At 62.8% G+C, this 13,689-nt stretch carries 6 protein-coding genes and 6 pseudogenes; 9 read left to right on the forward strand and 3 right to left on the reverse strand.

Features of this window, described 5'->3' with window-relative positions:
* Nucleotides 1-271: 271 nt before the first annotated feature.
* A pseudogene (locus A4G99_RS29585) lies at nt 272-2,344 on the reverse strand (glycosyl hydrolase); the annotation flags it as partial.
* A gap of 351 nt (nt 2,345-2,695) precedes the next feature.
* On the reverse strand, nt 2,696-3,292 hold the full coding sequence (locus tag A4G99_RS22615; RefSeq protein WP_066148487.1) for an HdeD family acid-resistance protein: 597 nt from the start codon (nt 3,290-3,292) through the stop codon (nt 2,696-2,698).
* Between the two features lie 174 nt (nt 3,293-3,466).
* On the opposite strand from A4G99_RS22615, the pseudogene A4G99_RS22620 reads away from it, so the two are divergent.
* The 9 genes and pseudogenes from A4G99_RS22620 to A4G99_RS22650 all read left to right on the forward strand — a co-directional run bounded on the left by A4G99_RS22620 (nt 3,467) and on the right by A4G99_RS22650 (nt 12,737).
* Nucleotides 3,467-4,019, forward strand: a pseudogene (locus A4G99_RS22620) (ribbon-helix-helix protein, CopG family).
* Nucleotides 4,020-4,197: 178 nt separating this feature from the next.
* Nucleotides 4,198-5,414, forward strand: a pseudogene (locus tag A4G99_RS22625) (Nramp family divalent metal transporter).
* Nucleotides 5,415-7,424: pseudogene (locus A4G99_RS22630) on the forward strand (hydantoinase/oxoprolinase family protein).
* Nucleotides 7,421-8,668: a hydantoinase B/oxoprolinase family protein gene (locus tag A4G99_RS22635; RefSeq protein WP_394337480.1), complete on the forward strand. Its 1,248-nt coding sequence runs from the start codon at nt 7,421-7,423 to the stop codon at nt 8,666-8,668. Before A4G99_RS22630 ends, A4G99_RS22635 begins: the two are co-directional and overlap by 4 nt.
* Nucleotides 8,665-8,847, forward strand: a pseudogene (locus tag A4G99_RS30075) (hydantoinase B/oxoprolinase family protein); the annotation flags it as partial. The gene A4G99_RS22635 and the pseudogene A4G99_RS30075, both read left to right, overlap by 4 nt.
* A 92-nt stretch (nt 8,848-8,939) precedes the next feature.
* Nucleotides 8,940-9,065 (forward strand): hypothetical protein, encoded by a 126-nt coding sequence (locus A4G99_RS30080; protein ID WP_394337484.1) that lies wholly within the window; start codon nt 8,940-8,942, stop codon nt 9,063-9,065.
* Nucleotides 9,062-9,814 carry an aspartate/glutamate racemase family protein gene (locus tag A4G99_RS22640; protein ID WP_223302158.1) on the forward strand — a complete coding sequence of 251 codons (753 nt, stop codon included), beginning with the start codon at nt 9,062-9,064 and terminating at the stop codon, nt 9,812-9,814. The genes A4G99_RS30080 and A4G99_RS22640 overlap by 4 nt, the downstream gene beginning before the upstream one ends.
* Nucleotides 9,815-9,880: 66 nt before the next feature.
* Nucleotides 9,881-11,196, forward strand: a pseudogene (locus A4G99_RS22645) (amidohydrolase).
* Nucleotides 11,197-11,537: 341 nt separating this feature from the next.
* Complete coding sequence (locus A4G99_RS22650; RefSeq protein WP_223302161.1) at nt 11,538-12,737, forward strand: glycoside hydrolase; 1,200 nt, start codon at nt 11,538-11,540, stop codon at nt 12,735-12,737.
* A 1-nt stretch (nt 12,738) separates the two neighbouring features.
* Here A4G99_RS22650 and A4G99_RS22655 read toward each other — a convergent pair whose 3' ends face one another.
* Nucleotides 12,739-13,356 carry a NosD domain-containing protein gene (locus tag A4G99_RS22655; protein ID WP_066148490.1) on the reverse strand — a complete coding sequence of 206 codons (618 nt, stop codon included), beginning with the start codon at nt 13,354-13,356 and terminating at the stop codon, nt 12,739-12,741.
* Between the last annotated feature and the right edge of the window lie 333 nt (nt 13,357-13,689).

The following is a 13,689-nucleotide window of genomic DNA, read 5'->3' on the forward strand; positions in this document are numbered from 1 at the left end:
CGGAGAGCGACGTACCGTCCGAGAAGTTCACCGTGATCGCCGCGTTCCCGCCGTTGTAGGCGACGTAGGTCTTGTCGCTCCCGCTCCCGAAGACGTACGCCAGCGGATAGTCCGCCGTGACCGACGGGTTGGGGTTGCCCATGCCGTCGATGGCGTAAATCCAGTGGTACGTGTGCGCTTTCGTCTCGCCCGATTCCGGCGTGTAGGAGCCCTTCTTGGCTTGGAACATGCTCTTGGCGTCGCTCGGGTTCGAGAACACGCGGTAGTTCCACATGATGTCGGGCCAGAGGTTCCAAGCGCCGCCGTTGTCGTCGTTGGCCACCGCCTCGGAGTAGTTTCGCTCGGCCAAGTCGGCGTCCCAGCCGAGGTACAGCGAGTGACCGGCGTACGGCAGGTAGTTGATGCCGTGCACCGCCTCGGCGTCGGCGTTGAACCACGTCGCGTAGGAGTACTTGTCGCTCCAGACGATACCCGCCGTGTCGTGACCCCAGGCGTCGGGTTGGTTCCCGTCGTCCACGTCGAACCAGTACTCCATCGCGGAGATGACCTCGTGGGTGTAGAGGTAGGCCGCCCAGTTCAGCATCTCGTCGTTGTCGGTGTACACCGCCCACTCGACCATCGCCCCGTAGGCGTTGATGGCCTCCGAGGACGATTCCTGGTCGTTGCCGTCCGCGAATTCCGCGGTACCGGCGGCCCACGAGTGGCCGCCGAACGGGCTGAAGTTCCGCAGGAACGGGAACGAATCGGCGGGATTGGTTGCGGGTTCCTGTGCGTTGGCGCGGTTCGGCCGCTCCCAGTTGGCGAAGTCGCGGACGATGAGGTCGACCATTCCGCCCCAGTTGCCGTCGTCGCCCCACGAGTCGTCGGTTCGCGAGAGGGCGGCGGCACCGCGGACGAAGTAGCCGTAGTGGAAGTGGTGGTCGTTGAGGCCCGACGCCGACCCGTACGAGTCGGGGTAGCCGATGAATGTGCCCCAACTGTCGTCGTAGTAGAACAGGTTCGAACTCTCGCCGCTTCCGGCGACCAACCAGTCTTCCATCCGCGACTGGATGGCGTCGTACAGCGCGTCGCGTTTGCTCGTGTTACCGACCTGATCGGCGATGGGTGCGGCCGCGGCCGCCCGACCGAACTCCTTTCCGGTCGAGTAGGTGTCGCTGCCGCCGAGGCTAGACGACACGTCACCCACGTAGCCCGAGAGTTCCGATTCGTCGTACGTGCCTCGGTCGGGCAGGTACGGGAGGACGCCGCGGAACGGGTGGGTCGTCGTGAACGACGACCCGCTGGTCGTCTTCATCGTCCCGCGAGGGCACACGTACGTGTCGCTCAGCAGCGCCTCGTCCGTGTACTTGTGCTGGTGCGGATACAGTCCCGTGATCGTCCCGCTGGCCTGACTCTCGGCCTTGTCGTCCGTATTGAACGAGTAGGTCGTTCGGACCTCGCTCGCGGACTGGTCGTAGGTCGGACTGACGCGCGTCGCGTCACCGGCCCCGGTGTCCATGACGAAGTTGTAGGCGTACTCCTCGAACGTATCGAGGGTCGAGGTGTTACCGTCGGGGAGGATCGCTATCGACAGATAACCGCCCGACAGTCCGTTGGTCAGCGTGGCCGAACCGGTGCCGGACCAGTCGTCGCCCGACGGCGCGAACAGGCCGTAGTGGTTGCCGTTGTGGGTTACGCCGAAGACGTTCCCGCGGTCGGCCCAGACGTTCGGTGCCGCCGGGAAGTCCAGTTCCGCGCCGCCGCCCGTGTACTCACAGAAGACGAAGGGCAACCCCGTCGTCAGCGACGCCCTGAGGGTCGTCCCCGTTCCGCTTCCCCACTTCAGCGTCACGGACCAGTCGCTGTGGCCGTCGACGCGCGCGTCGGAAAACGACGAGGTGGCGGTGTGTCCCAGCGTGAAGTCGCTGCTGACGTCCATTATCGCGGCAGTGTCAGAGGTCGTCCACGTCGACGGGTTGCCGACTTCGAGACCGGCCTCCACGGCCTGTCCGTATCCGGGGTCGAAAAAGAGGTTCTCCGAATACCCCTCGACCAGTGCCGACGTCCACCAATCGTTCGATGGAAGCGGCGCTTGGACGTTCCCGGTCGTATACAGCGTCGAAGGCGGCCCGTCCTCGCCCGATGGTTTCGTCCCGGCGTAACTTCCGTTGCCGACGCCGTGAACGTCGCTTGCCGCCATCGCCGGTGCGGGAATTCCCGCTGCACCGGCCAGTCCGGCGGCCCCGAACGCCTTGAAATACGTGCGCCGCGAGAGTGATAGCCCGTCGTTCGATTCGACTGGTTCGTCCGATTCGTCCGTCCGACTCTGCCGTTCGTCGGCAGAATTGTGAGTTGGTTCGTGCATATGTCGTGTCCTGCTATGCGATTAACCCCAGATCAATCGCAATAAAATACTACTTATCCAGTAGTTATAATTATTACTCAAAAATTTGAATTATTAACGGGTAGCCACCATACTAATAATTATTTGATACGAGTGGTGACGAGTGAACCCGAATCCGGGACTCGTCGATCAGCACCCGTTATCGTCCATTGCCATCTATCTTCGTCCATCGTCAATCATCGTCATCCATTACCACCCATCATCGCTCATCACAATCGACGTCTGGACCACGCTCACAGCGGACGGTCGATCACGCGTGAGGTTCGGGAAAGCGAGTGAAACGGCGGTCGAAGGCGGAGTGAACGTGAGCGGTTAGCCGGTCTCCGCCCGCGTTTCCGTCGCTTTCTTTACCGCTTCGCGGCCGCCCATCGCGGCCGCGACCATCGAGAGGCCGCTCGTAAAGAGGCCGATACCGAACAGGAGTCCGACGGCCCACGTCGCGGAACTCGGGTACGACAGCCAGACGAAGAAGGCGACGAGGATCGACGCGATTCCGCTGATGGCGATCCATAGCCATCCGCGCTCCGGTCGGAGTCGGAACCCCATTGCCAACTCGACGGCCCCTTCGACGAGGAAGAAGATGACGAGCAGGATGGTTAGCGCCGTGAGTCCGACCAGCGGGTTCAGGAGGAACGCGATACCGCCGATGGCGAAGATGATCGCCAACAGCAGTTGAAAGACGAATCCCGTCCACCCGCGCCCCGAAAACGCGTGGACGAAGTGGGCGACCGCACCGATCACGAGGTACACGCCGAACAGAAACGACAGCGTGATTCCCGTGAAGAACGGCGTCAGGATCGCCAGTAAGCCGACGATAGTGAGTACGACACCGACACCCATGAGGAGTCGCCACGTATCTTGAATCGTGTTTGCCAGTCGTTCCTTGTCGTACGTCTCCGCGGTTGTCATCCTTGAAATCCCCCGGACCGTGTACGACGGTCTCCGGAATAAAAGGATGCACAAACGTGCAGCGGTATCGGGGTGAAAATTTTTGGAAAGTACGCGTGGTAGCGCTCGACCTGTCGCTCGAACGGGCGATAAACCGGACGAACGCATAAATGGGTTGGGTGGGTAAGTGGGAGCATGACGAACCGGGTAACGGTGTCGCTGGACGACGAGGCACAGGTCGCGCTGGACGAACTCGTGAGTCGGGACGGAAAACCCCAGAGCGAACTCGTCAGGCAGGCGCTCGTCTTCTACGCCGCGAACTACGACGCCGCCACGACCCAAGCGGGACCGAGCCTCGAAGCGTACCATCAAATGCTGGCGAGCGGCGAACACGTCCTGCTCGACGTGGACTTCCTCCACTGCTTCTTGGAGTACGTGGAGGACGAAGACGGCGAACCGGACGCGGCGTTTCTCGAACTGGCCGACAGCGTCTCGAACTACCACGCCCGCGAGTACGAACACCGGATTCGAAACGCTCGGGGAACTGCTCGACTGGCTTTCGTTCTGTGGTTTCCTGACCGTTCGCGGAACGCAGGGCGACACGTATCACGTCGTGTTCCCGACCGAATCCGTCAAATGGTTCATGACGCGGTTCGTCGAGCGAAGCAGTGCCCGGCTTCCCTTCGAAATCGAACTGGAGGAAGGCGTCTCCAAGGTGCTGATGACGGAAGTCGACCCCGAACACTGATCCGTTCGCCATTCCGTCAGTCATCGGTATTCGTCAGCATTCGTTGATATTCGTCGGAATTCGCCCTCCGTTCATACTCCTTCATACGATTTCATACGGCGAGAGACGGCGATACACACCGTTCTCAACAGGATTTATCTTCGGTCCATGGGTTGAGACATCATAGCACACCACAACCATGAATATCAGTGAACGACTACGCTCTATCGGACCCGGCGCGATGGTGGCCGCCGCCTTCATCGGCCCCGGAACGGTGACGACCGCCAGCGTGACCGGCGCGGAGTTCGGCTACGCGCTCGTCTGGACTATCGTCTTCTCGATCATCGCCACCATCGTCCTCCAGGAGATGAGCGCCCGCCTCGGCGTCGTCTCCCGGGAGGGACTCGGCGAAGCGCTTCGGGAACAGTTCGACAGCCCCCTGCTTTCGACCCTCAGCATCGCGTCGTCGTGAGCGCCATCGGCATCGGGACGGCCGCCTACGAGACGGGGAACATCCTCGGCGGTGCCGCCGGGTTAGCGGGCATTACCGGCATCAGCGCGCATATCTGGGGTCCGGCCATGGGTCTCTTCGCGGCCGCGCTCCTCTGGACCGGACGCTACAAACTCATCGAGAGGGCGCTCGTCGCGTTGGTGGCTATCATGGCGCTCTCGTTCGTCATCGACGCCATCCTCATCGGTCCCGACCTCGGCGCGCTCGCGGCGGGATTCGTCCCGAGCGTCCCTACCGGTTCGACGTTCCTCATCACGGGACTCATCGGGACGACCGTCGTCGGCTACAACCTGTTCCTGCACGCCGGAAGCGTGCAGGAACGCTGGTCGGGACCGGGTGAGTTACCCGAGTCGCGCGCCGACACGATACTCTCCATCATCATCGGCGGCGCAATCACCATCGCCATCCTCGTCACCGCGGCCGCGGCGTTCCCCGTCGGAACCCAGATCAGCGACGTGAGCAGGATGGCCGACCAGATACGACCGCTCGCCGGACCCTACGCGACGGTTCTGTTCAGTATCGGCCTGTTCGCGGCCGGTTTCACGAGCGCGACCACGGCACCGCTCGCCGGGGCGTACGCGACTGCGGGAGCATTCGGATGGGACACCGACCTCAAATCGTCCAAGTTTCGAGCAGTTTGGGCCGTCATCCTATTCATCGGTGTCGTGTTCTCCGCGGCCGGTTACCAACCGGTGCAGGCCATCGTCTTCGCGCAGGTGGCGAACGGAATCCTGCTGCCTATCGTCGCGCTCTTCCTCATCTACATCATGAACGACAGGGACATCCTGGGAGAGTACGTGAACGACACGACGCAGAACGTCCTCGGAATTGCCGTCACGCTCGTCGTGGTCTGGCTCGGAGTACGTGCGCTCTACACCGTTCTACAGGACTTGGGGGTTTTCTGAATGGACGAGAACACCCGAACCCGCGTCGGCGTGGACGTCGGCGGGACGTTCACCGACGTCGTCCTCCTCCTGCCGGACGACGAACTCGTGACTGCGAAGGTACCAAGCACACGGACGACCAGAGCGTTGGCGTCGTGCAAGGAATCGGGAAAGCCTGCGAGGAGGCGGGCATCGATCCGACGGACGTGGACGCGTTCACCCACGCGATGACGGTTTCGGTGAACGCCCTGCTCGAAGAGAACGGCGCGAAGACGGCCCTCGTGACCACCGAAGGGTTCCGCGACGTACTCGAAATCGGACGACAGGCCCGACCGGACCTCTACGACGTGAACGTCGACAAACCCGCGCCGCTCGTCCCGCGACGGCGGCGGTTCGAAGTCGCCGAGCGGACGGGCGTCGACGGCGTCCTGACGGAACCCGACGAGGACGAAGTGCGCGAACTGGCGGGAGAGATCCGTAACAGTGGTGCCGAAAGCGTCGCCGTCTCCCTGTTACACGCGTATCAGCACCCCGAGAACGAACGCCGGGTCGCCGAGGTTCTCCGCGAGGAACTGAACGTCCCGGTCTCGGTTTCCCACGAGGTGCTCGCGGAGTTCCGCGAATTCGAACGAACGTCCACGACGGTCGTGGACGCCTACGTGACGCCAGCAATCGACGCCTACATCGGTCGCTTGGAGGAACGCGCCGGGAACCGGGGCGTTCCGGAACCGCGGATCATGCAAGCCAACGGCGGCATCGCGTCGGCGAAAACCGTCCGCGAACACGCGGTGACGACGACGATGTCCGGGCCAGCGGGCGGGGTCGTCGGCGCGGCGGAGACCGCCGCTGCCGACGACGTGGACGGCCTCGTCACCTTCGACATGGGCGGCACGTCGAGCGACGTGAGCCTCGTCCGGGACGGCGAGGTGGAACGGACGACGGACGCAGAAATCAACGGCCGACCCATCAAGACGCCGATGGTGGACGTGAACACGGTCGGCGCTGGCGGTGGCTCCATCGCGTGGGTGGACGCCGGAAACGCCCTCCGCGTCGGGCCGCGGTCCGCCGGTGCGAACCCCGGCCCCGCCTGCTACGGACGCGGCGGAACGGAGCCGACGGTGACGGACGCGAACGTCGTCCTCGGCTACATCGGCGGGAGTTCGCACTCGGCGGCGAACTCGAACTCGACGTGGACGCGGCCCACGAGGCGCTCTCGAAACTCGCGGACGAAGCCGGCTTGGACGACGCCCTCGCCGCCGCTCGGGGCGTCTTCCGGGTCGCGAACGCGAACATGGCGCGGGCGATTCGCGCCGTCACGGTCGAACGCGGCCACGACCCGCGTGGATTCGGACTCGTGGCGTTCGGCGGCGCGGGACCGATGCACGCCGCCGCCATCGCCGAGAGTTTGGACATGGATCGACTCGTGATTCCGCACGCCTGCGGCGTGCTGTCGGCCTATGGTCTGCTCGCGGCGGACGAGAAACACGACTCGGTTCGAACACTGAGAAATCCGTTGGCGGACGTTTCGCTGGACGAGGTCGAATCCGCCTACGACGACCTCACGGACGAGGTACTCTCGGACGTGGAGAATCGGGATGCGGCGGCGGTCCAGCGGGCCGCGACCTGCGGTTCGTCGGCCAGAGCTTCGAACTCACGGTTCCCGTAGACGAGGCGTTCGACGCCGAAACGGTCGCGAAGCGATTCGAGGACGCCCACGAGAGCGCCTACGGTTACGTCATGGACGACCCCATCGAACTCGTGAACCTTCGGACGACGGCGGTCGTCGGCCGCGAGTCGCCATCGGTTTCGTATCGAACCGCGGGCGACGCCGAAAAGGGACGCCGCGAGGCGTTTTTCGATGGCGAGTTCCACGAGACGCCGGTGTTCGACCGAACCGGACTCGGGGAATCCGATTCGGTTTCCGGCCCCGCAATCCTCGAACAGGACGAAAGTACGGTCGTCGTGCCGCCGGGATGGTCCGGGACGACGAACGCGGACGGAACGCTGGTGCTCGGGAGGGAGGAAGAATGAGCCACGACGATTCGAATTCGAACTCTGACACGGACATCGACGCGGTAACGCTCGAAATCATGCGAAATCAGTTCGAGGGTGTCTCCGAGGAGATGGGACAAGTGCTCATCACCTCGTCGTACTCGCCGAACATCAAGGAGCGACGCGACTGCTCGACGGCGCTGTTCGACGCCGAAGGGCGACTGGTCGCGCAGGCCGAACACATCCCGGTGCATCTCGGCGCGATGCCCGAGGCCGTGGACACGGTACTCGACTACGACCCGGAACCGGGCGACGTGTTCGTCCTGAACGACCCGTTCGAGGGCGGCACCCACTTACCGGACGTGACGATGGTGTCGCCGGTTACGGTCGAGGACGAAATCCTCGGGTACGCCGTCTCTCCCGCGCTCACCACGCCGACGTCGGGGGGATGGACGCCGGGAAGCATGCCCGCCGGGGCACAGGAGATCTATCAGGAGGGGATTCGACTGCCGCCGGTTCGCCTCGTGAAGCGTGGCGAAGTCAACGACGACGTGATGAGCCTCCTGCTCGCCAACGTCAGGAACCCCGGCGAGCGACGGGCGGACATCCGCGCACAGATCGCCGCGAACGAACGGGCCGAAGAACGACTCGGCGACCTCGTGGAAGAACACGGTCGGGAGCGCGTCGTCTCGGCGTTCGACGCGGTGATTTCGTACTCGCGGGATCGACTGCTCGCCGAACTCGACGACCTTCCGAACGGAACGTACAGCGCCCACGACGTGATGGAAGGGGACGGCATCTCGGACGACGAGATACCCATCGAGGTTTCCGTGACGGTCGGCGACGAGGAAATCGAGGTGGATTTCTCCGGAACCGCTCCGCAGGTTCCGGGCAACGTCAACGCGCCGCTCGCGGTGGCGAAGAGCGCCGTCTACTTCGTGATTCGCTGTGTAACGGACCCCGAAATCCCGCCGAGCGAGGGCTGTTACGACCCGGTTTCCGTCTCGGTCCCGGACGGGTCGCTGTTGAATCCTCAACCGCCAGCGGCCGTGGTCGGCGGCAACGTCGAAACCAGCCAGCGAGTGACGGACGTCGTGTTTTCCGCGCTCGCCGAGGCGGCCCTGGACCGCGTTCCAGCGCAGGGGCAGGGAACGATGAACAACCTCACCATCGGGAGCAGGGGCGGCGGCGACGACGGCTTCACCTACTACGAGACCATCGCGGGTGGCTTCGGCGGTCGCCCCACGAAGGACGGGATGGACGGCGTACAGGTCCCGGGATGACGAACACGCTGAACACGCCCGTCGAGTCCCTCGAAGCCGAATACCCGCTGTTCGTCGAACGGTACGGACTCCGCGAGAACAGCGGCGGACACGGGCAGTTCCGTGGCGGCCTCGGCGTGGTGCGTTCCGTCAGCGTCGAAACGGACGCGACCGTCTCCCTGTTGACCGAACGGCGACGCGTCGCTCCGCACGGAATCGACGGCGGAGCGGACGGACGGTGCGGCCGTAACGAAATCGACGGGGAACGCGTTCGGCGAAGACCACCCGCGACGTGGAGTCGGGGACGACCATCACGGTGTTCACGCCGGGCGGCGGCGGGCACGGTCCAGCGGAAGAGCGCGACCCCGACGCCATCGAGATGGACAGGGACGACGGGAAGATGGAGTGGGAAGAATGATCGCCCCGGAGAGCGACGACACGAGCGGGGTGGCCGTAATGTTCGGATGGCGCGGCCGTCTCGGCGTCGTCGTCCCGTCCTCGAACACGACGGTGGAGGGCGAATTCGGGCGGGTGCTTCCGGAGGGCGTGAGCCTCCACACAGCCCGAATGCCGCTCGAATCGGTCACCGTGGACGAATTGGACACGATGGCTGACGATGCCGTGGGCTGTGCGGAGCGATTGTCCCACGCGGACGTCGATGCCATCGCCTACGCCTGTACGACGGGAAGCCTCCTCCACGGCCCGGGGTTCGACGCGGAACTCGAAGACGCGTTGGCCGAGGCCGCGGGCGTTCCGGCGGTGGCGACGGCCCTGTCGGTCAAGCGGGCGCTCTCCGCCCTCGACGCGACGCGAATCGTCGTCGTGACGCCGTACACCGCCGAGTTGAACGACCGCGAGGAGTCGTATCTGAACGACGCCGGGTTCGAGGTGGTCGAACTCGACGGGCACGGCATCACGGCGAACACGGACATCGGGTCGTTGTCAGCGGACGACGCGTACCGACAGGTCCGGAAAACAGTCTCGGACCCGAGTACCGTCGACGCCGTGTTCGTCTCGTGTACGAACTACCGAACGCTTCCCGCCATCGAACCCCTCGAATCGGACCTCGGGATTCCGGTGGTGACGAGCAATCAAGCGACGCTGTGGGATGCACTCGGTCGAGTGAGCGTTTCGGCGGACGTGCCGGGAGCGGTTGGAGAACGATGAGGGAACCGACAGAACCCCGTCTGCCGGTTTGTAAACGCTTTCCCCTTCCCCCACGAGGAAGGTGACATGACGAACGCGAACGGCGGAGCGGACGGAGGAGAAACACGAGAGAGCGAGGCGAGCACGGGCGATCCGTCTCTCGTCGAACTACGCCGCGATTTGCACGCCCACCCCGAGGCCGGATGGAAGGAGTTCCGGACGACGGCGCTCGTCGCGGCGGAACTCGACGAACGGGGATTCACGCTCCATCTCGGAGCGGACGCCGTCGACGTTGACGCACGCCTCGGCGTGCCGAGCGACGACGAAATCGCGGGCGCGAAAGCCCGAGCGCGTGAGGAAGGTGCACCAGAGCGGTATCTGGAGCGAATGGGCGACGTGACGGGACTCGTCGCCGAGAAGACGTGGGGAACCGGCGACGGGCCGACCGTCGGTGTCCGAATCGACATGGACGCGCTCGAACTGACCGAGTCGAGCGACGACGCCACCGACCCGCACGGGAGGGGTTCGTGAGCCGTCATCCTGGAGAGATGCACGCTTGCGGTCACGACGGACACACGACCATCGGCGTCGGAATTGCCCGTGAACTCGACGCCACCGGCGGATTCGATGGACACCTCAAACTGTTCTTCCAGCCAGCCGAGGAGGGCGGGCGTGGCGGCGTTCCGATGAGTAAGACGGACCACCTCGCCGACCTCGACCACTTCCTCGCGCTCCACCTCGGCCTCGACAACGAGACGGGGAAGGTCATCGCCGCCTACGAACACCCCTTGTCGAACGCGAAGCTAGACGTGACCTTCCACGGGGAAGCCGCACACGCCGGAAAAGCGCCGAACCAAGGCCGGAACGCGCTTCAGGCGATGACGACGGCCATCGGAAACCTGTACACGATTCCGCGACACGCGGACGGGGCGACGCGGATCAACGTCGGACAGGTTCACTCCCCGAACGCACAGAACGTCATCGCCGAGGAGGCGAAAATGCGCATCGAAGTCCGCGGCGAGACCGCCGAACTCAACGACTACATGCTCTCCCGAGCGCGGCGAATCGTGAAACACGCCGCCGCGATGCACGACGTGGAGTTCGAAACGTCGCTCTACGGGAAGACGACGACGTTCACCGCCGACGACGGGATGGTTACGGCCGTCGCCCAAGCCGCAGAGGGAGTCGAGGGTGTCGATACCGTCGTCGAGCGAGCGCCCATCGGCGCGAGCGAGGACGCCTCGTTCCTCATCGAACGGGTACAGGAGGAAGGTGGCGTGGGGACCTACGTCGGAATCGGTGCGAGCAACCCGTTCGGACACCACACGTCGAAGTTCGACATCGACGAGGACGCGCTGAAAATCGGTGTCGACGTCGTCGTTGAGACGATTCGGTCGCTGTAGCGAAGAGACTCATCAGGAACTCACGAGGGGGCACACACAAAAACGGTCTTCGGCGGAGGCGGCGACGTTGTCGCCGCCTCCGGTACCGTCTCTACCATCGAAATCATCCCCACTACTTCCGTTGTCATCGCTCCGACTGCTACCGTTTTCTCCGTTTCCGACTTCATCACTACAATTTCCGCTGTCCTGGGTACTGACAGCCCAGTCACCGAGTCGGAATTCACTCGCCAGCGTTGTCAAACAACCTCGTCCGAAGGAACCAAATCCCGAATTGTCACGGAGTTTTCGCACGACGGGACGCCGAGGAATAGATTGTTAATCCTCGAAATCCGATGGATGGTATGAGCAGACGAGTTGGTCGCCGTCAGTTCCTCTCCGGTATCGGAGCAACTGTCGGGCTCTCCAGTGTCCCCGCTGCGGGTAGCGTCCGCACCGTCGGTCACAACGCACAGACGAACAGACGACGGGATCTGAACCTCCCACCGAAAACCGACGCTCCAGTGGACGTCCGCGGCGCGATTTACCTCCCAGCGCGCGCGTTCAACCGGTATCAGATGTGGGACGATTACGATCCGGACGTCATCGAACGGGACATGGGCTACGCCGCGAGTCTCAATCTCAACGCGATTCGAACGTGGCTGAGCTACGAATATTGGCTCGTCGAACCGGAAGACCACAAGGAGTCGCTCGAACACCTATTGGACACCGCCGACAAACACGGGATCCGCGTCCTGCTCGGTCTGTTCGACAGCGTCGGACTCGAACCCACGTTCGAGAACCTCGTGAAAAACGACCCCAAAACCGCCGTTCAGACGTTTTCCCCCTCGACGCGGACGGAAGTCACCAAAAACCTGTGGGACGACCCACGCCACTTCATCGAGGAGTTCATGCAACTGTACCGAAACGACGAACGCCTGCTGGCCATCGAATTGACGAACGAACCCGGGTGGAACGCGAAGGACATCCGATTCTTCAAAGAAATCGTCGATACGATGACGTACTACCGCGGCGAAATCCCCCTTTCAGTCGGGTCGACCAGCCTGGCGAACAACGCCCAATATCTGGAATGGGGAATGGACATCCTCCAGTTCCACTACAACTTCGCACGTAATCCGGCGCTGTACAACCGCGTGCTCCAACAGGCTAACAACATCAAGGAAAAACTCGGACGCCCCGTTTGGCTCTCGGAATGGCAACGGATTCGGCCCGGGAACAAGTTCTTTGCCAACGTCTCCGGCAACGCCGCAGTCCCCGACTACTCCTCGCTCGCACCCACCATTCGCAAATCCGGCATCGGAAACTTCTTCTGGTCACTCATGCTCAAACCGGCCTTCTCGCTCTACATGCGACGAAACGGCGTCCTCAACGGCCTGTTTCACGAAGACGGTGCCGTGTGGAGTTTGGACGACGCCCGGAGCATCAAAGCCATGTCCGGCGAACCCGAATTCGATGGCACGGAACGCCGTGAGTACCCCGAATGGGCAAGCGGAATCAGAAAAGACGCCGGGAAAGCACCCGGCGACGAACAGCCAGAACCCTAGCTCACGCGCCGACCGAACCGCGTCCACGCGTGCTGTTCAATTGATTATCGTGGTAATGTAGCGTCGAGTAATCGACGTTCTGACTTCGGTTGTCCACGAGGAGACCGAACAGGTTGTGTGCCGACCGCGAGTGCGCGATGGTCACGTCCGAACTGTTCCAGACCGTAATTCCCTCCGTGCTCTGAACCGTCGTCACGTTCCGAACCGTCACCGACGATGAGTTCCGAAGATGAATCGCACGATTCCAGTGGGACACCCGAACCGAGTGGATAGTCACGTCGGAGACGCCACTGGCGTTATTGACGAGAATGCCGGTCGTATCGGTGACGCCTCTCCCTTTGATCGTGTGACCCGACCCATTCAGCGTTACGTGACTCGAATTGATCACGAGACAACTACCCGTCAGTCCGGTCGCACCGCCGAAATCGGACGCCAAAACGTAGTTTCCCGGCTTCGAAATCGTCCGACAGCCTTTCACGGGCTTCGACGGCTCGGATTTGGAGTCGTGACCCCCACCAAATGGAAGGTTCACAACGTTGAGTGAAAGGGCCACCGCGACGAGGAGAACCAACGGGACGACGATGAGGACTTTCCGACTCGTAGAATCGATGGAGACCATACCTACATCTACCTTTCTTTGGTCAGATTATTAAAACTCAATGGCTTGCGAAACTGTAAGCAGTGTTGTCTTTTCGTAACGGGTCGACATCCCTCGATTTCAGTACTATGCATCACGAGCATAGTAACGGGACATTTCCATCGATGTATCACCACGATAGAAACCGGATGAGACGATGCGGATGACGTACCTCTCGGTAGTCAAATAAATAGAGAAACCCCCACAGAGCGGTGGCTCTGTGAGGGTAATGAATGAAGTATGAATGGAGGCGGCGAATCGAATTTCCCAGAGGCTCGCGCACTCCAGTACTGACCGAAACGCAGACAGGCTTAA

It is taken from the genome of Haladaptatus sp. R4, from assembly GCF_001625445.1.
GTDB lineage: Archaea > Halobacteriota > Halobacteria > Halobacteriales > Haladaptataceae > Haladaptatus.